Origin of the sequence: Streptomyces sp. CB00455, from assembly GCF_001905445.1 — a bacterium.
Lineage (GTDB): Bacteria > Actinomycetota > Actinomycetes > Streptomycetales > Streptomycetaceae > Streptomyces.
Genome location: NZ_LIVQ01000003.1, coordinates 755,996 through 772,678, shown reverse-complemented (window position 1 = coordinate 772,678; position 16,683 = coordinate 755,996). Strand labels below are relative to the sequence as shown.

Genomic DNA, 16,683 nt, shown 5'->3' with positions numbered 1-16,683 from the left:
GCGTTTCACGTGACGTGACCGTACGCCCGCGCAAGCGAGCGGGCCCGGGACCTCGGTCCCGGGCCCGTTCCCTCTCGTCACCGCAGGTCAGGCCCGGCGGGCCCGGACCTCCCGCACCCACGCCACCAGCAGCACGGCGGCGGCCGCGCCGCTCGACCAGAGCAGCTGCGGGCGGGCCGAGTCATCGAACAGCATCAGCACCAGCACCGCGGCCATCCCCGCCAGCGCGGCCCAGGTCGCGTACGGGAAGAACCACATCGGAAGGGTGAGCCGCTCGGGCATCTCCCGCTCGATGCGGCGCCGCAGCTTCAGCTGCGAGACGGCGATGAGCGCCCACACGAACAGCAGGACCGCGCCCACCGCGTTGAGCATGTACAGGAAGATCGTGTCCGGCCACAGCAGGTTCAGCACCACCGAGACGAAGCCGAAGGCCACCGAGGCGAAGACCGCGCGGCGCGGCACCCCGCCGCCCGACACCTTCAGCAGCGCCTTCGGCGCCTCGCCGCGCTCGGCCAGCGAGAAGACGATGCGCGAGGAGCCGTACAGATTCGCGTTGAGCGCCGACAGCAGGGCCACGAACACCACGACGTTCATGATCTGGCCGGCGGCCGGGATGCCGATGGAGTCCAGGACCGCCACGTACGGGCTCTCGCCCGGCTCCAGGGAGTCCCACGGCAGCAGGGTCACGATCACCAGCATCGAGCCGACGTAGAAGAAGAGGATGCGCCACACGGCGCTGCGCACGGCGCGGGCCACGGAGCGGGCCGGGTCGTCCGACTCGGCTGCCGCGATGGTGACGACCTCCAGGCCGCCGAAGGCGAAGACGACCGCGAGCATGCCCGCGACGACCCCGCCGAAGCCGGCCGGGAAGAAACCGCCCCGGCCGGTCAGGTTGGCCAGCCCCACCGGGTCGGTTTCGGGCAGCAGACCGAAGACCGCGAGGGTGCCGAGGATCAGGAAGAGCACGATCGCGCCCACCTTCAGCGCGGCGAACCAGAACTCGAATTCGCCGAAGTTGCGCACGGCGGCCAGGTTCGCGGCGGTGAAGACCACCATGAAGAGGAGCACCCAGACCCACTGGGCGACCGAGGGCACCCAGCCGTTGGCGATCTTCGCGGCGCCGGTGGCCTCCACGGCGAGCACCACCACCAGCAGGAACCAGTACAGCCAGCCCGCCGAGAAGCCGGCCCAGCGGCCGAGGGCCTTCTCCGCGTAGACGGAGAAGGAACCGGAGGCGGGCATCGCCGCCGACATCTCGCCGAGGGCCCGCATCACCAGCATCGCGAGCACGCCCGCGAGCAGGTAGGAGCAGATGATCGCCGGGCCGGCGATGCCGATTCCGGCGCCGGAGCCGACGAAGAGCCCGGCGCCGATCACGCCGCCGAGGCCCAGCATGGTCAGGTGGCGCTGCTTGAGGCTGTGGCTGAGGGGCTCCGCGGGCAGATCGCCCGGCGTGGGAGGTGCGTCGGGCAGGCGGTCACGCATGAAGGGGTGCTCGTACTCTCGTTCGGCCCAGCGGCGGTGGGGGCTGCCGCATCTGGATTGGCGGGACCCTACAGTCTCCCTGAGCGGCGGTCTTCCGTGCAAAACGGACGCGGTGTCGGATCTGCCCCGTGATGCGGATCACGTCGCGTCGGATGTGGCTCCGGGCCTTTGTGCGGTCCCCACCAAACCGGGGAGTACGCCTTTGTGCCGGGCGGCGGTGGGGCGGCGGCGGAGCGCGGGCTAACGTCGGTGATCGTCCGTCACCTCGACCTCCCGGAGCCCTCGATGAGCACCGCTTCCGTTTCCTTCCGGCCCGGCGCCGTCCTCGCCGACCTGCTGCCCGCGAGCCGCGTCCGCGACATCGCGCTCGTCGCCGGCGGAGCCGCGCTCACCGGGCTGGCCGCGCAGATCGCGGTGCCGGTCCCCGGCTCCCCGGTCCCGGTCACCGGCCAGACCTTCGCGGCGCTCCTCGTCGGCGCCGCCTTCGGCGCCCGCCGGGGCTTCCTGTCGCTGGCCTTGTACGCGCTCGTCGGCATGGCGGGCGTGCCGTGGTTCGCCAACGGCACCTCCGGAGCGGGCGGCGCCTCCTTCGGCTACGTGCTCGGCATGCTGCTCGCCGCCACCCTCGTCGGCGCCCTCGCGCGGCGCGGCGCCGACCGCTCGGTGCTGCGTACGGCGGGCACGATGGTGCTGGGCTCCGCGGTGATCTACGCGGTGGGCGTGCCCTACCTGATGGGCGCGACCGGGATGTCCCTGGGCGCCGCCGTCGCGGCCGGCCTGACGCCGTTCCTCCTCGGCGACGCGCTCAAGGCCGCCCTGGCGATGGGCGCCCTGCCGGCCGCCTGGAAGCTGGCGGGCCGCCGCGGCTGACCACCCCCCCCCGTACGGCAGCAGCCCCGGACCGCGCTCGGCGGTCCGGGGCTGCTCGCGTACGGTCCGGGGTCAGACGCGCTCGGCGGCCTTGCGGCGCATGTCGCGCACCACGCCGACGGCCACCACCACGGCCGCCACCAGCACCGACAGCAGGACGACCTCGCGGTTGGCGTCGTCGAAGAGCATGTAGACCAGGACCAGGGTGATCATCCCGGCCGTGGCCCACGTCAGGTACGGGAAGAGCCACATCTTGACGGTGACCTTCTCCGGCACCTCGCGCATGAGGATCCCGCGCATCCTCAGCTGGGTCAGGCAGATCACCAGCCACACGAAGAGCGCGATCGCACCCGAGGAGTTCAGCAGGAAGTTGAAGACCGTGTCCTTGAAGGCGTAGTTGAAGTAGACGGCGACGAAGCCGAAGACGACCGAGCCCAGGATCGCCACGGTCGGCACACCCCTCTTGCTCACCTTGGCGAAGGCCTTCGGCGCGTCCCCGCGCTCACCGAGCGAGAAGGCCATCCGCGAGGCGGTGTAGAGGCCCGAGTTGAGGCAGGACAGCACGGCGGTCAGGACGATGACCTCCATGATCGTGCCGGCGTGGGCGATGCCGATCGAGTCGAGGGCGGCGACGTAGGAGCCCTTCTCGGTGATCGAGGGGTCGTTCCACGGCAGCAGCGTCAGCACGATGAAGATCGAGCCCAGGTAGAAGACACCGATCCGCCAGATGACGGAGTTGGTGGCCTTGGTGACCGCGCGGCGCGGGTCCTCGGACTCACCCGCGGCCAGCGTGACGATCTCGCTGCCCATGAAGGAGAAGACGACCATCAGCACACCGGTGAGGATCGAGCCCCAGCCGCCCGGCATGAAGCCGCCGGTGTCGGTCAGGTGCGCGAAGCCCGCCCCCGGGTTGTCGGAGCCCGGCAGCAGGCCGAAGACGGCCAGCATGCCGACGATCACGAAGGCACCGATGGCGACGACCTTGATGCCCGCGAACCAGAACTCGAACTCGCCGTACGAGGCGACCGAGCCGAGGTTGGTGACCGTCAGCACCGCCATCACGATCAGGGCCCAGGCCCACTGCGGGACGGCCGGGATCCAGCCCTCCAGGATGGCCGCACCGGCGGTGGCCTCCACGGCCAGCACCACGACCCAGAAGAACCAGTACAGCCAGCCGATCGAGAAGCCGGCCCAGCGGCCCAGCGCGCGGTCGGCGTAGGCGGAGAAGGAGCCCGAGTTCGGGCTGGCGGCGGCCATCTCGCCGAGCATCCGCATCACGAAGACCACCATCGCGCCGACGAGCGCGTAGGAGACCAGGATGGCGGGGCCGGCCTTGGCGATGCCGCCACCGGAGCCGACGAAGAGTCCGGCGCCGATGACACCGCCGATGGCGATCATGGACAGGTGGCGGTTCTTGAGACCGGCCTTCAGACCGTCGGAGGGCTGGACTCCACCGGGTTCACCGGAGGGGTCGCCTGCCTTCTGAAGGGTCGTCGTGGAGCTCATGGACGGATCCTTAGGTTCTCGGGTTGCGAGCCCCGGCATTCAAACCTGAGATGAACACGGGCGGAAGACCCCAATCCGGATCGTTGCGCTCGGACGAACGGCCGAGACCTTGCCCCGGGGTGTCTCATCTGCGTTCTTTGGGTTTACTTGAGCTTTAGAAGTGACTTACGCGACACCCGCCACCCCCTCCCCGCCGCCCTCGTGCCACACTCGTCCCATGCGCGTGTACCTCGGATCCGACCATGCCGGCTTTGAGCTCAAGAACCACTTGGTGGACTGGCTCAAGAACAACGGCCACGAGCCCGTCGACTGTGGCCCCCACATCTACGACGCGGTGGACGACTACCCGCCGTTCTGCCTGCGCGCCGCGGAGAAGACCGCGGCGGACGCCGACAGCCTCGGCATCGTGATCGGCGGATCCGGCAATGGCGAGCAGATCGCCGCGAACAAGGTCAAGGGCGTCCGCGCCATCCTGGCCTGGAGCGTCCAGACCGCCCAGCTCGGCCGTGAGCACAACAACGCCAACGTGATCTCCGTCGGCGGCCGCATGCACACCCAGGACGAGGCCGTCAGCTTCATCGAGGCCTTCCTCGCCACCCCGTACTCGGGCGAGGAGCGCCACACGCGCCGCATCGACATGCTCCGCGCCTACGAGCAGACCGGCGAGCTGCCCCCCGTCCCGGCCCACCACCCCCAGGGCTGACACCACTCTCCGGCCGTGCCGCCCCGCGGGGGCGGCACGGCCGTTTTCGTACGAGCTGATCCGAGGAGCCCTGCCGTGCCCGAGGGGCATACGATCCACCGCCTCGCCGAGGACCACCGCGAGCGGTTCGCCGGCCGGCCGGTCGCCGTCAGCAGCCCCCAGGGCCGGTTCGCGCAGACCGCGGCCCTGCTGGACGGCCGCGTGCTGGAGACGGCCGACGCCCACGGCAAACACCTCTTCCTCGGCTTCGCGGAGCGCGGCTGGATCCACATCCACCTCGGCCTCTTCGGCAAGTACGCGCTCGGCCCCGCCCCGGCCCCGCCCGCCACCGACACGGTCCGGCTGCGCCTGGCCAATGACGACTCGTACGCGGACCTGCGCGGCCCCACCACCTGCGCGTGGATCACGGACGAGGAGAAGCGGGCGGCGAGCGCCCGGCTCGGCCCGGACCCCCTGCGCGACGGCGACGACCCGGACCGCGCCTGGGCCCGGATATCGCGCTCGCGCACCACCATCGCGGCCCTGCTGATGGACCAGAAGGTCGTCGCGGGCGTCGGCAACGTCTACCGGGCCGAGGTCCTCTTCCGCCACGGCATCGACCCGTACCGGCCCGGCCGGGACCTCACCCGCCGCGAATGGGACGCCCTGTGGGCGGACCTGGGCGCGCTGATGCGTGAGGGCGTACGGAACAACCGCATCGACACCGTCCGCGACGAGCACCTGCCCGGGGCGATGGGCCGCCCGCCGAGGGTGGACGACCACGGCGGCGAGGTGTACGTCTACCGGCGGGCGAACCTGCCCTGCCACATCTGCGGGGGCGAGATCCGCACCGCCGCTCTCGCCGCCCGCAACCTCTTCTGGTGCCCGGGATGCCAGGTCCGCTAGGGACGCCCGGCCGGTCGGGGTCCGGGCGGGAGGCCGGGCGGGGCGGCCGGTCCGGGGGGCGGCACCGGGGTGGTTGGCCGGGAGGGCGGCACCGGGGCGGCGCACCTTCGAACTCCAGTTCCCTGCGCTCCTGCCGGACATCCCGCTCACCAGGCCGCAATGCGCGCATCCCGCAAGCCGCAGGGCCACCCCGACCCACACAATTCGGCCCGGCCGAAGCGTTTTGAGGTCCCGCCCGGCCGCGGGTCCAGGGGTACCCCTGCGCATCCACGGCCGGGATGGATAGGGTCCCGGTGCAATGGCCGGAGCACAAGTGGAGACGCTCATGGCCCGGACGCGCATGCTGTCGCACCGGGCCCGCACCGCCCTGCGCAAATCCGCCGTCGACTACTTCCGCGGGGACGCCTCCGACTGGCTCGCCTTCGCCGGACTGCTCGCCACCGTCCCCGCCATCGCCTGCGGCACGCTCATGCTGCCCGTCTGGTTCTCGCCCTCGGCGCTCGTCCTGCCCATCGTGGCCGGCGGGCTGTTGCTGCGCCCCGCCAGTCTCCTCGCCCTGTACGCCGCCTCCGCCGCCGCACTGATCGTCGAAGCCCTCGTGCTCGGCCCCTACGCCCTCGGACCGGCGCGGGTCACCCCCGGCACCGTCCTCGTCGTCGCCGCCTGCGGGTTCTTCGGACTGGTCATCGCCCAGTTCCGCAGCCGCGTCGGCGTGCCCTGGCGACGCGGCGGCACCATGCTCTTCGACCTGCGCGAACGGATCCGGGTACAGAGCAAACTGCCCTCCCTGCCCAGAGGCTGGCACCGCGAGATGGCGCTGCGCCCGGCCGGCGGCCAGTCCTTCTCCGGCGACTTCGTCGTCGCCGCCCGTACGAACGGCGGCCGGACCCTGGAAGTCGTCCTGACCGACGTCTCCGGCAAGGGCATGGAAGCCGGCTCCCGCGCGCTGCTGCTGTCCGGCGCCTTCGGCGGCCTGCTCGGCGCGCTGCCCCCGCACGGCTTCCTGCCCGCCGCCAACGGCTACCTGCTCCGCCAGGACTGGGACGAGGGCTTCGCCACCTCCATCCACCTCGTACTGGACCTGGAGAGCGGCGACTACGAACTGCTCTCCGCCGGCCACCTGCCCGCCCTCCAGCTGTCCGCGGGCACCGGCCGCTGGCAGGAGAAGACCGGCGAGGGCCCCCTGCTCGGCGTGTACGACGGCGCCGACTTCACCGCCGCCGCCGGGAACCTCCGCCGCGGCGACGTCCTCATGCTCTTCACGGACGGCCTGGTGGAGACCGCCGACCGCGAGATCAGCGAGGGCATCGACCGGCTCACCGGCGAGGCCGACCGCTACGTCGCCGCCGGCTGGGAGGGCGCGGCCTGGCACCTGATCGAAAAGGTCGCCAAGGACGTCAACGACGACCGCGCGCTCCTGCTGATCCGGCGCTCCCCCTGACCGGGGTGGGGCCTGCCCCACCCCCGACCGGCCGGGCTGCGCCATGGCCCGGGCCGCACCGCGATCCGTAGCGTCTGAGCCATCACCAGCGACGTCTCGGAAGGCGGCACACCATGGGGATCCGGCAAACCAGCGGGCGGCGCGACCAGACAACGACGGCGACCGGGACGGCGGTCGCGCCGTCGGCGGGGCGGCGCGACCAGGCGGTGGCGGCGGCCGGGACGATGGTGCGACGGCGCGGCCGGACGGTGACGACCGGGACGGCGGTGGGGCCGCCGGCGCCCGGCGGCGTCACCGAGCCCGGCGCCGTCACCGAGCCCGCCGCCGTCCCGGTCGTCACCGTCACCGAGCCCGGCGCCGTCGAACTGCGCGGCGTACGGCGCCGCTACGGACACGGCGCCGCCCCCGTGCACGCGCTGCGCGGCATCGACCTGAGCCTGCCGCACGGCAGCTTCACCGCCGTGACGGGCCCCTCCGGATCCGGCAAGTCGACCTTGCTGCGCTGCGCCGCCGGACTCGACGTGCCCACCGGGGGCTCCGTCCGCCTGGGCGGCACCGAGATCACCGGCATGGACGGCGACGCGCTCGCCGGACTGCGCCGCGACCGGCTCGGCTTCGTCTTCCAAGCCCCCAACCTCCTGCCCTCCCTGACCGTCGAGCAGAACGTGCTGCTGCCACTGCGACTGCGCGGTGGCGGCTCCTCGGCGCGGGACCGGGCCCGCGCCGCCGACCTGCTCGCCCGCGTCGGGCTGGAGGGCAAGGGCCGCTGCCGCCCCGCCGAGCTGTCCGCCGGCCGGCGCCGGTGCGTCGCCCTCGCCCGGGCGCTCGTCACCCGGCCCGAGGTGGTCTTCGCCGACGAACCCACCGGCGCCCTCGACACCACCGCCGCGGCCGAGCTCCTCGGACTGCTCCGGTCCGCCGCCCGCTCCCTGGGCGCCACCGTCGTCATGGCCACCCACGACCCGGCGGCCGCCGCACACGCCGACCAGGTGATCCACCTCGCCGACGGCCTGATCACGCCCCACCTCCCGCACGCCCCCACCCCCACCCCCGCCCCCCACCCGCCCACCCCCACCCCCCCCCCCCCCCCCACAACGGCAGCCTGACGCCCAACCCACTTGCCCAACCCACCCGCCCGACCACCCCGGCGGCCGGACCGGCCCCCACCACCCCGCCACCACTCCATGACGGCAGCGTGACGCCCGACGCACCCGCCCGACCACCCCGGCCGGACCAGCCCCCCACCCCCGCGTCCGCCCGGGCACCCCGCGCTGCCGGGCACCCGCCCGGCCGGGCGGGAACTCCACGCTGGGGTATGCCGACTCGGGTTCGCCGGGCCCGCGCCGAGCCCGCGCGGGTTGGGGCGGCTGGGCTGGGGCCCGCGCTGCGGTGTGTTGACTGGGGTTCGCCCAGGACCCGTTCCTCGCCGTGCACGCGGAGCCGGGCGGCTGAGTCGGGGGTCCACGCTGTGGCCCGGGCTTCGCCGGACCCGCGGCCGCGCGGTGGTGGTGGCTGGGCTGGGGTCCGCCCGCGGTGTGTCTGCTCGGGTGCGCCGGGCCCGCGCCTCCGCGTGCACGCGGGGATGGCGGCTGGGCCGGCGGTGTCCAGGCTGGGGTGTGTCTGCTCGGGTTCGCCGGTGGCCCGTGCCCCGATCGCCCGCGCAGCTGGGCGGCTGGGCCGGTGCCCCCTCCGTGGCTCGCGCGGCTGGGCCGGGTGCCCGGCGCCGTCAGGTATCCACGCGGTTGCGCTGCGCCCCGTGTCCGCTCAGGTGGCAGCGACCCTGGTTGCCTGCCCGTGGCCCGGGCCCGCGACCGCGCGTGCCCGTTCCGGCGAGCTGCCCGGCTGTCCTGCGTGGCTCGCTGGGTGGGCCGGTCCCCGCGCCGCCGCTTGCCCGATCTGGTGGGCCGAGTCCCGTGCCCGCCGTGTGCGCCGGAGCTCCGCGTCCTGCTCGGGTGCGCGGGGGGCCGGAGGGCCGGAGGGCCTGCTTAGTGCCCGGAGGCCCCGTGTCTGCACGTGCCCGCTCCGGCCCGGGCCGACCGGCTGCTTTGCGAGCCGTGGCCGTTGGGCTGGGGTCCTGGGGGCGCGCGTGCCTCGCTCGGGTGGCACGCTGCCGCGCGCCACACGTGCCCGCTCCGGTTCGGGCTGTCCGGCTGACCCGCTGCCGCGGGTGCCCGCTCCGGTTGGGGCTGACCCGCAGCCCCGCAGCCCCGCGGCCCGCAGCCCCGCGGCCCGCGGCCCCCGGCCTCCGGCCCGCGGCCCCGCTCCGGGCCGCCCCGCGGCCCCGCGGCCCCACCCGCCCCGTGGGCCACTCCGGTCGGATTGGCCGGTCATCGGGCGCCGGCGGGCGCATACCGTGCGGGCATGGACCGTACGCTCGCCGCCGATCTCGCCCGGCTTCCCGATCTGCTCGATGCCACCCGACGCGCCGCCGCCGACGCGCTCTCCACCCTGGACGCGCGTCCCGTCGTACCGTCCCGCGTCAGGCCGGACGCCCCCGAGTCCCTCTCCTCGCCCCCGCCCCTGCCCGAGCACGGCACCGGCACAGAGGCCGCGCTCGCCGCCTTCCGTGAGCGCTGGGAGCCCCGCCTGTCCGCCTCCGCCGGCCCCCGCTACCTCGGTTTCGTCACCGGCGGCGCCACCCCCGCCGCCCTCGCGGGGGACTGGCTCACCGCCGCCCACGACCAGAACTCCAACTCCGCCCTCGACGGCGCCGGCCAGGACCTCGAACGCGAGACCATCGGCTGGCTCCGCGAGCTCTTCCACCTCTCCGCCGACCACTCCGGCACCTTCGTCAGCGGCGCCACCATGTCCAACACCACCGGCCTCGCCATCGCCCGCGAATGGCTCGGCGAACGCCTCGGCGTCTGCCCGGCCGAGGACGGCGCCGGGGCCCTCGGCCCCGCCCGGGTCCTCTCCGGCGCCCCGCACTCCTCCATCGCCAAGGCCCTGTCCGTGCTCGGGCTCGGCCGCAACTCCCTCGTCAAGGTCCCCACGCTGCCCGGCCGCGAGGCCGTCGACCCGGCCGCCCTCGACCGCGCACTGGCCGACACGCCCGGCCCGGCCGTCGTCGTCGCCAACGCGGGCACCGTCAACACCGCCGACTACGACGACCTCCAGGCCGTCGCCGCCCTCCGCGCCCGCCACGATTTCTGGCTGCACACCGACGCCGCCTTCGGCGCCTTCGCCGCCCTCTCCCCGGACCACGCCCACCTGGCGAAGGGCCTCGACGCCTCCGACTCCCTCTGCATCGACCTGCACAAATGGCTCAACGTCCCCTACGACAGCGCCGTGCAGTTCACCCGCCGGCCCGACCTGCAGGCCCGCGTCTTCCAGAACTCCGCCGCCTACCTCGGCCCCCTCGGCGACCACCCCGACCTGGTCCACCTGACCCCGGAGAACTCCCACCGGCTGCGCGCCCTCGCCGCCTGGTTCACGCTGCGCGCCTACGGCCGCCACGGCCACCGGGAGATCGTCGAACGCGACATCGCCTGCGCCCGCGCGCTGGGCGAGCAGCTCTCCCGCGAACCGGCCCTGCGGCTCCTGGCCCCGGTCCACCTCAACGTCGTCTGCTTCACCCTGGCCGCCGACCCCACCCCGGCCCGCCTGACCGCCCTGCGCGAGGCCGTGGCCGCCGAGGTCTTCGTCACGCCCACCGTCCACGAGGGAACCCCGGCCCTGCGCGCCGCGTTCTCCAACTGGCGTACGACACAGGCGGACGCGCACCGGGTCGCCCGGGCCCTGCGGACAGCAGCGAGGGAGATCGCATGACGAGCCCGACGAGCCGCCCCCTGACCCTCATCGAGGTCGAGACCTTGGCGCGCACCGCGCACGAGGGCCAGACCGACAAGGCCGGCCGGCCGTACGCCGAACACCTCGCGGCCGTGGCCGAGGGCGTGCGCCTGCGCGGTGGCGACCCCGGACAGCAGGCGGCGGCCTGGCTCCACGACGCCATCGAGGACGGGGCCCTGAGCCCGGCCTGGCTGGAATCCGCAGCCCTGCCCCGCACCGTGAAGGACATGGTCCTCGCCCTCACCAAACGTCCGGGCGAAGCGCTGGAGGACTACGCCGCCCGCATCCTCGCCACACCGGGCGCCCTGCTGGTCAAGGAGGCCGACCTCGCCCACAACGCCGACCCCGCACGGCTCTGCGCACTGGACGGCCCCACGCGCGAGCGCTTGTCCGCGAAGTACGCCTATGTCCGCTCCCTCCTCGGCCTCACCGCCGGATGACCCCCGCCACGTGCCCGAAATATGACGTGTGCACGTGTGGTTGGCGGAAACGGAACGATGGTGATTCGTCACGGGGCGGATACAAGGCCCCTGTTGGTGGGAGGATGGTCCATGTGGGGGTGTGCCGTGCGCCCCGGGCCGACCAGGGGACGACCGAAGGTGTGATCAGTAGTGGCCATTTCGCTGTCAGTGGTGGTTCTGTTGGCGGTCATCCTGGTGGTGCTGATCCGCGGCAACCACATCAAGACGGGCCCCGCCATCGTCGCGGCCCTCTTCGGCTTCTTCCTGGCGTCGAGCTCGATCGCGGACGACGTGAACCGCTTCCTGAACTCCCTCGCGACGATGATCGCGAACATCAAGCTCTAGCCGGACGGCACGACCGGTCGAGCTCCCGCTGCCGCGACGAAGCCCCGCATCCCAAGATGCGCCCTTCGTCCCGACGGCGCTCCCGGCGTACCCACTTTCGGCCGGGCCTGAGCAGGCCCTCCCGTGCCCGCGTCGGCGCCAGGTCCGCAGAAACGCATCAGGGCCAGGCGGAGGAAAAATCCTCTGACCTGGCCCTGAGCCATCAAGAGCGGGCGACGGGAATCGAACCCGCGTAGCTAGTTTGGAAGATCGCGTACGCACCTTCCCCGTCACCAGCCAACCCCCTGAGCTGCACGTCCCCTCCAGCCTCCCCGGCATTCCCCGCGGCTCCCCACAGCAGTCCTCCCGTTCGGGCACGCGGGGGACACGCCCCGCTGAGCCCTGGGGGACAGTGGTGGCGAGCGGCAGCAGTTCGAGCAGCCACCATCTTCGGGGCCGTGCGAGCAGGTGAGGGCGCCTAGAGCGAGTCGGCACGCTCCAGAACGAGGCTGGACGAGCCATCCTCAAGGTCAACACCCGCATCGAGGTGAAGGTGGTGCCCGCTCCGTATGCCGGGGCCGGCGAGCTCCAACAGCCGCTCCGCGAGGACGCGAAGCCCTTCCGCGTTGGCCTTGATGAGAGTCTCGCCAGCTGAACTCTGGACCTTGATCAGCGGTTCATCCATGCGGTCAAGCTAGCGTGCGGCCGATCGAGTGACCGCTTCGGTCTCTCGCGCCATGCGGCGCTGCCCGCTGTCGGGAGAGGGTTCCGGTCGCGGCGCCGTCCAGGCATTCATCACCGCGAACACGATCGAGCCGCGCCGTCGCGGCTTGGGGGTGGCTGCCTGATGGCCGGAAGGCGCCGTCAGTTCGAACGGGTCCGGAAGCTGCCTTCCGGCCGGTACCAGGCCCGGTACCTCGGCCCGGACGGACAGCTCCGTCCCGCGCCCGAGACGTTCCGTACGAAGAGGGACGCTGACGACTGGCTTGCCGACAAACAGACCGAGATACGCCGTGGCGACTGGCAGGATCCGGACGCCAGGAAGGTTGCCTTCCGGGCCGTAGGCCGTTGCCTGGATTAAAAAGCGCGAGCTGACCAGCACCACGCGGCAGCTCTACGGCTCGCTCCTCAAGCACCACCTGGAGCCGGTCCTCGGCGCCGTCAACCTGACGGAGATCTCGCCGCCGCTCGTACGGAGCTGGCGTGCCGACAAGCTGGCCGGCGGGACGGGGCCCACCACCGTGGCCAAGGCCTACGTCGGCCAGGGGGGCGACTCCTCGGCGGAACCACTTCAACCTGCTGTGGCACAAGGCGTGCCGGAAGGCCGGGATCAAGGGGCTTCATTTCCATGATCTTCGGCACACGGGGAACACCCTGGCCGCGTCAACCGGCGCGAGCACGCGGGAGTTGATGGCGCGGATGGGTCACAGCACCGCCCGTGCCGCGCTGATCTATCAGCACGCCAGCGCCGACCGGGACCGGTTGATCGCCGATGCGCTGAGCAAGCTCGTGCAGGGCACGCGGAAGAACACGCGCAAGGGCAAGGGGCACGCGGGGGACACGCAGGACTGATTGCAGACCCTGGGAATGACTAAGGGCCAGGCGGAGGAGATGTCCTCTGACCTGGCCCTTCGTGCTTCAGAGCGGGCGACGGGAATCGAACCCGCGTAGCTAGTTTGGAAGACTAGGGCTCTACCATTGAGCTACGCCCGCAACGCGCGCGCCGCAGGTCCGGAAGGCCGCGGCACGGACAGCATCCTAGCGGGTCGAGCCGGGGATGCGCACACCGCATACGTGCCCGCGGCCGGGTGCGCCGGAAGCCGGTCGGGAAACCCCGCACATCAGAGGGTCTCCGGGCATGTACCCTACGTGTCGCACCGACGGGGTGTGGCGCAGCTTGGTAGCGCGTCCGCTTTGGGAGCGGAAGGTCGTCGGTTCGAATCCGGCCACCCCGACCACCAGCAGTCTCTCCTTCGTCCCGATCGAGAGCCACCACAAGATCGCGTTGTGGGCTGATTGCCGCTTGCGGTTACTATGCAAGCTGCGTGCCCGTGTGTCTGATGTACCGGGCCGAAGTCCGCTGAACCGCTGAATCGCAGCGTGACGGCAGAACCCCCCAGCAGTCAGCCACAAGGAGACCGAACCGTGAAGAGCGCCGTGGAGACCCTGAACCCGACTCGGGTTCGGCTCACTGTTGAGGTGCCCTTCGAGGAGCTCAAGGACAGCCTCGACGCGGCGTACAAGAAGATCAACCAGCAGGTCACGGTGAAGGGCTTCCGCAAGGGCAAGATCCCTGCCCGCGTCATCGACCAGCGCTTCGGCCGCGGTGCGGTGCTGGAGGAGGCCGTCAACGACGCCCTCCCGAAGTTCTACACCGAGGCCGTCACCGAGGCCGACCTGAACCCGCTGGGCCAGCCCGAGGTCGACATCACGGAGCTGAAGGACGGCGAGCTGCTGGCCTTCACCGCCGAGGTCGACGTCCGTCCCGAGATCGAGATCCCGGACTACTCCGGCATCGAGGTCGAGGTCGACGCCATCGAGGTCTCCGACGAGGACGTCGAGGAGTCGGTCGAGCAGCTGCGCGGCCGCTTCGCGTCCACCAAGGACGTCGAGCGCGCCGCCCAGGACGGCGACGTCGTCACGATCGACCTCGAGGCCAAGGTCGACGGCGAGGTGCTGGAGGACGGCGTTGCCAGCGACGTGTCCTACACCATCGGCTCGGGCGAGCTCCTCGAAGGCATCGACGAGGCCGTCAAGGGCCTGGAGGCCGGTGGCGAGGCCACCTTCACCTCCAAGCTGAAGGGCGGCTCCGCCGAGGGCAAGGACGCCGAGGTCACCGTCAAGGTCACCAAGGTCGCCGCCCGTGAGCTGCCGGAGCTGGACGACGAGTTCGCGCAGATGGCGAGCGAGTTCGACACCCTCGAGGAGCTCAAGGCGGACAGCCGCAAGCGCCTTGAGAACATGAAGCAGTACGACCAGGCCACGCAGGCCCAGGAGCGCGTCCTGGAGAAGCTGCTGGAGCTCGTCGAGGTCCCGATCCCCGAGAAGCTCCTCGCGGACGAGGTCAAGACCCGCAAGCACAACCTGGAGCACCACCAGCTCGGCCAGATGGGCCTCACCATCGAGAAGTACCTGGAGTTCCAGGGCAAGACGGTCGAGGAGTTCGACGCCGAGACCTCCGAGCAGGCCGTCAAGGGCATCAAGACCCAGTTCGTCCTCGACGCGCTGGTCAACAAGGAGAAGCTGGGCGTCGACCAGGAGGAGCTCACCGAGCACCTCATGCGCCGCGCCGCCTCCTCCGGCATGTCCCCCGACCAGTTCGCCCAGGCCGTCGTCGAAGGCGGCCAGGTCCCGATGCTGGTCGGCGAGGTCGCCCGCGGCAAGGCCCTCGCGGTCGTCGTCGAGGCGTCCAAGGTCGTCGACACCAACGGTGAGGTCGTCGACCTCTCCGACGAGGACGAGGAGCAGGCCGCCGAGGCGGCCGAGGCCGCCGTCGAGGGTGCGGACGAGGCCAAGGACGACGAGGCCAAGTAACACCCCGGGCGAAGCCCGCTGAGCACCACCCCGAGGGGCCCGGACGCAGTCGCGTCCGGGCCCCTCGGCACAGGGCCCTAAAGGCTTGCGGACCTTGCGCTCCGAGCGAACAGTTCGGGAAGCGGGATGGTGTTGTCCCACCTGCGCGTTAGGGTCCATGAATACGAGGGCACGGGAGTACCCGGAGTCGGCGGCTTGTCCGCACCGGCAGGGCCGCGCCCCAGAACGAGACGCTGAGACGGCACATGGCCGTCGGAGACGAGCAGGTGGATACGTGACGAATCTGATGCCTTACGCCGCGGGTGAGCCGTCCATCGGTGGCGGCCTCGGCGACCATGTCTACAACCGGCTGCTCGGCGAGCGCATCATCTTCCTCGGCCAGCCGGTCGACGACGACATCGCGAACAAGATCACGGCGCAGCTCCTCCTCCTGGCCGCGGAGCCGGAGAAGGACATCTACCTGTACATCAACAGCCCCGGTGGCTCCGTGACGGCGGGCATGGCCGTCTACGACACCATGCAGTACATCAAGAACGACGTCGTCACCATCGGCATGGGCATGGCCGCTTCGATGGGTCAGTTCCTGCTCACCGGCGGCACGACGGGCAAGCGCTTCGCCCTCCCGAACACCGACATCCTGATGCACCAGGGTTCCGCCGGCATCGGCGGCACCGCCTCGGACATCAAGATCCAGGCCCAGTACCTGCTGCGCACGAAGCAGCGCATGGCTGAGATCACCGCGCACCACTCGGGCCAGACGGTGGAGGCGATCATCCGCGACGGCGACCGCGACCGCTGGTTCACGGCGGAGGAGGCCAAGGAGTACGGCCTCATCGACGAGATCATCTCCGCCGCGTCCCTGGTTCCGGGCGGCGGCGGCACCGGGGCCTGACCCCGGCGCGCGACCTCTCGTACGTCCCCCCGTACCAGGCAAGCCTCAGCCCGCAGAACGCCACCAGGACGGTGAACACCCCGATGTACATGAACAACCTCTCTCCCGCGAGCGGCCTCCACAACGGCCCGCAGGTGGACAACCGCTACGTCATCCCGCGCTTCGTCGAGCGCACCTCGCAGGGCGTGCGCGAGTACGACCCCTACGCGAAGCTCTTCGAGGAGCGCATCATCTTCCTCGGCGTGCAGATTGACGACGCGTCCGCCAACGACGTCATGGCGCAGCTGCTGTGCCTGGAGTCGATGGACCCGGACCGCGACATCTCCATCTACATCAACAGCCCCGGCGGCTCCTTCACGGCGCTGACGGCGATCTACGACACGATGCAGTTCGTGAAGCCGGACATCTCGACGGTCTGCATGGGCCAGGCGGCCTCCGCCGCCGCGGTCCTGCTCGCCGCCGGCACCCCCGGCAAGCGCATGGCGCTGCCGAACGCCCGTGTGCTGATCCACCAGCCCTCCGGCGGCACCGGCCGTGAGCAGCTCTCCGACCTGGAGATCGCGGCCAACGAGATCCTGCGCATGCGGGACCAGCTGGAGACCATGCTGGCCAAGCACTCGACGACGCCGATCGAGAAGATCCGCGACGACATCGAGCGCGACAAGATCCTCACTGCCGAGGACGCTCTCGCGTACGGCCTGATCGACCAGGTCGTCTCCACGCGTAAGAGCTCGAACTGATCCTTGCCATCAATGGGCGTGGACACGCCGTCGAATTCGGCGATGTGAACCGC

General features: G+C 71.7%; 17 protein-coding genes, 2 tRNA genes and 1 pseudogene. 15 read left to right on the top strand and 5 right to left on the bottom strand.

All coding sequences use genetic code 11. The features are described from left to right. Positions 1 to 87: 87 nt before the first annotated feature. Positions 88 to 1,485: an amino acid permease gene (locus tag AMK16_RS16030; RefSeq protein ID WP_073915191.1), complete on the bottom strand. Its 1,398-nt coding sequence runs from the start codon at positions 1,483 to 1,485 to the stop codon at positions 88 to 90. Between the two features lie 285 nt (positions 1,486 to 1,770). Here AMK16_RS16030 and AMK16_RS16025 point away from each other — a divergent pair, with 285 nt between their 5' ends. Then, positions 1,771 to 2,355, top strand: coding sequence for a biotin transporter BioY (locus AMK16_RS16025; protein ID WP_073916164.1), 585 nt, complete (start codon positions 1,771 to 1,773; stop codon positions 2,353 to 2,355). A gap of 72 nt (positions 2,356 to 2,427) precedes the next feature. On the opposite strand, the gene AMK16_RS16020 is transcribed toward AMK16_RS16025, so the two are convergent. Continuing rightward, positions 2,428 to 3,861, bottom strand: coding sequence for an amino acid permease (locus AMK16_RS16020; protein WP_073915189.1), 1,434 nt, complete (start codon positions 3,859 to 3,861; stop codon positions 2,428 to 2,430). Between the two features lie 217 nt (positions 3,862 to 4,078). Between AMK16_RS16020 and AMK16_RS16015 the strand changes: the two genes are divergently transcribed. The 7 genes from AMK16_RS16015 to AMK16_RS15980 all read left to right on the top strand — a co-directional run bounded on the left by AMK16_RS16015 (position 4,079) and on the right by AMK16_RS15980 (position 11,485). After that, complete coding sequence (locus AMK16_RS16015) at positions 4,079 to 4,564, top strand: ribose-5-phosphate isomerase (protein WP_073915187.1); 486 nt, start codon at positions 4,079 to 4,081, stop codon at positions 4,562 to 4,564. A gap of 75 nt (positions 4,565 to 4,639) precedes the next feature. After that, positions 4,640 to 5,449, top strand: a complete 810-nt coding sequence (locus AMK16_RS16010) for an Fpg/Nei family DNA glycosylase (RefSeq protein WP_073915185.1) — start codon at positions 4,640 to 4,642, stop codon at positions 5,447 to 5,449. A gap of 298 nt (positions 5,450 to 5,747) precedes the next feature. After that, the gene (locus AMK16_RS16005) at positions 5,748 to 6,890 is read left to right on the top strand and encodes a PP2C family protein-serine/threonine phosphatase (RefSeq protein WP_073915183.1); all 1,143 of its coding nucleotides are present in this window, start codon (positions 5,748 to 5,750) and stop codon (positions 6,888 to 6,890) included. 224 nt (positions 6,891 to 7,114) lie between these two features. Beyond that, entirely contained in the window at positions 7,115 to 7,996 is an 882-nt protein-coding gene (locus AMK16_RS34225; protein WP_107417166.1) for an ABC transporter ATP-binding protein, read from the top strand. A 1,255-nt stretch (positions 7,997 to 9,251) separates the two neighbouring features. Next, positions 9,252 to 10,658, top strand: a complete 1,407-nt coding sequence (locus AMK16_RS15990; protein ID WP_073915179.1) for a pyridoxal phosphate-dependent decarboxylase family protein — start codon at positions 9,252 to 9,254, stop codon at positions 10,656 to 10,658. Continuing rightward, positions 10,655 to 11,119 (top strand): HD domain-containing protein, encoded by a 465-nt coding sequence (locus AMK16_RS15985; protein ID WP_073915177.1) that lies wholly within the window; start codon positions 10,655 to 10,657, stop codon positions 11,117 to 11,119. The genes AMK16_RS15990 and AMK16_RS15985 overlap by 4 nt, the downstream gene beginning before the upstream one ends. Before the next feature lie 171 nt (positions 11,120 to 11,290). Then, positions 11,291 to 11,485: a membrane protein gene (locus tag AMK16_RS15980; protein WP_030008564.1), complete on the top strand. Its 195-nt coding sequence runs from the start codon at positions 11,291 to 11,293 to the stop codon at positions 11,483 to 11,485. A 457-nt stretch (positions 11,486 to 11,942) separates the two neighbouring features. Here the strand turns inward: AMK16_RS15980 and AMK16_RS15975 are convergent, their stop codons facing one another. Together AMK16_RS15975 and AMK16_RS37230 are read right to left on the bottom strand one after the other, a co-directional pair. Further along, positions 11,943 to 12,149 (bottom strand): Imm32 family immunity protein, encoded by a 207-nt coding sequence (locus AMK16_RS15975; RefSeq protein WP_073915175.1) that lies wholly within the window; start codon positions 12,147 to 12,149, stop codon positions 11,943 to 11,945. A gap of 9 nt (positions 12,150 to 12,158) precedes the next feature. After that, on the bottom strand, positions 12,159 to 12,569 hold the full coding sequence (locus AMK16_RS37230; RefSeq protein ID WP_242438741.1) for a hypothetical protein: 411 nt from the start codon (positions 12,567 to 12,569) through the stop codon (positions 12,159 to 12,161). Between AMK16_RS37230 and AMK16_RS37225 the strand changes: the two genes are divergently transcribed. From AMK16_RS37225 to AMK16_RS37215, 3 genes and pseudogenes are all read left to right on the top strand, one after another. Further along, positions 12,541 to 12,816, top strand: a complete 276-nt coding sequence (locus AMK16_RS37225) for a hypothetical protein (RefSeq protein ID WP_338014450.1) — start codon at positions 12,541 to 12,543, stop codon at positions 12,814 to 12,816. The two genes, AMK16_RS37230 and AMK16_RS37225, sit on opposite strands and share 29 nt — an antisense overlap. Next, a pseudogene (locus AMK16_RS37220) lies at positions 12,761 to 12,874 on the top strand (tyrosine-type recombinase/integrase); the annotation flags it as partial. The gene AMK16_RS37225 and the pseudogene AMK16_RS37220, both read left to right, overlap by 56 nt. 9 nt (positions 12,875 to 12,883) lie before the next feature. After that, complete coding sequence (locus AMK16_RS37215; protein ID WP_242438777.1) at positions 12,884 to 13,036, top strand: integrase; 153 nt, start codon at positions 12,884 to 12,886, stop codon at positions 13,034 to 13,036. A gap of 70 nt (positions 13,037 to 13,106) precedes the next feature. Here AMK16_RS37215 and AMK16_RS15960 read toward each other — a convergent pair. Beyond that, a tRNA-Gly gene (locus AMK16_RS15960) sits at positions 13,107 to 13,177 on the bottom strand. A gap of 168 nt (positions 13,178 to 13,345) precedes the next feature. On the opposite strand from AMK16_RS15960, the gene AMK16_RS15955 reads away from it, so the two are divergent. The 4 genes from AMK16_RS15955 (at position 13,346) to AMK16_RS15940 (ending at position 16,630) form a co-directional block, all read left to right on the top strand. Continuing rightward, positions 13,346 to 13,422 (top strand) — tRNA-Pro (locus tag AMK16_RS15955). 187 nt (positions 13,423 to 13,609) lie between these two features. Beyond that, the gene (gene tig, locus AMK16_RS15950) at positions 13,610 to 14,998 is read left to right on the top strand and encodes a trigger factor (RefSeq protein WP_073915170.1); all 1,389 of its coding nucleotides are present in this window, start codon (positions 13,610 to 13,612) and stop codon (positions 14,996 to 14,998) included. A 274-nt stretch (positions 14,999 to 15,272) separates the two neighbouring features. After that, positions 15,273 to 15,890: an ATP-dependent Clp protease proteolytic subunit gene (locus tag AMK16_RS15945; RefSeq protein ID WP_073915168.1), complete on the top strand. Its 618-nt coding sequence runs from the start codon at positions 15,273 to 15,275 to the stop codon at positions 15,888 to 15,890. An 89-nt stretch (positions 15,891 to 15,979) separates the two neighbouring features. Next, positions 15,980 to 16,630, top strand: a complete 651-nt coding sequence (locus AMK16_RS15940) for an ATP-dependent Clp protease proteolytic subunit (RefSeq protein WP_073916161.1) — start codon at positions 15,980 to 15,982, stop codon at positions 16,628 to 16,630. Positions 16,631 to 16,683: the final 53 nt, after the last annotated feature.

What these genes read in the sequence shown, in the direction of transcription:
- AMK16_RS37215 (WP_242438777.1), top strand. Translation starts at nt 12,884, where the DNA reads ATGGGTCACAGCACCGCCCGTGCCGCGCTGATCTATCAGCACGCCAGC.
- AMK16_RS16030 (WP_073915191.1), bottom strand. Translation starts at nt 1,485, where the DNA reads ATGCGTGACCGCCTGCCCGACGCACCTCCCACGCCGGGCGATCTGCCC.
- AMK16_RS15975 (WP_073915175.1), bottom strand. Translation starts at nt 12,149, where the DNA reads ATGGATGAACCGCTGATCAAGGTCCAGAGTTCAGCTGGCGAGACTCTC.
- AMK16_RS16015 (WP_073915187.1), top strand. Translation starts at nt 4,079, where the DNA reads ATGCGCGTGTACCTCGGATCCGACCATGCCGGCTTTGAGCTCAAGAAC.
- AMK16_RS16005 (WP_073915183.1), top strand. Translation starts at nt 5,748, where the DNA reads ATGGCCGGAGCACAAGTGGAGACGCTCATGGCCCGGACGCGCATGCTG.
- AMK16_RS34225 (WP_107417166.1), top strand. Translation starts at nt 7,115, where the DNA reads ATGGTGCGACGGCGCGGCCGGACGGTGACGACCGGGACGGCGGTGGGG.
- AMK16_RS16020 (WP_073915189.1), bottom strand. Translation starts at nt 3,861, where the DNA reads ATGAGCTCCACGACGACCCTTCAGAAGGCAGGCGACCCCTCCGGTGAA.
- AMK16_RS15940 (WP_073916161.1), top strand. Translation starts at nt 15,980, where the DNA reads ATGAACAACCTCTCTCCCGCGAGCGGCCTCCACAACGGCCCGCAGGTG.
- AMK16_RS15990 (WP_073915179.1), top strand. Translation starts at nt 9,252, where the DNA reads ATGGACCGTACGCTCGCCGCCGATCTCGCCCGGCTTCCCGATCTGCTC.
- AMK16_RS16025 (WP_073916164.1), top strand. Translation starts at nt 1,771, where the DNA reads ATGAGCACCGCTTCCGTTTCCTTCCGGCCCGGCGCCGTCCTCGCCGAC.
- AMK16_RS15985 (WP_073915177.1), top strand. Translation starts at nt 10,655, where the DNA reads ATGACGAGCCCGACGAGCCGCCCCCTGACCCTCATCGAGGTCGAGACC.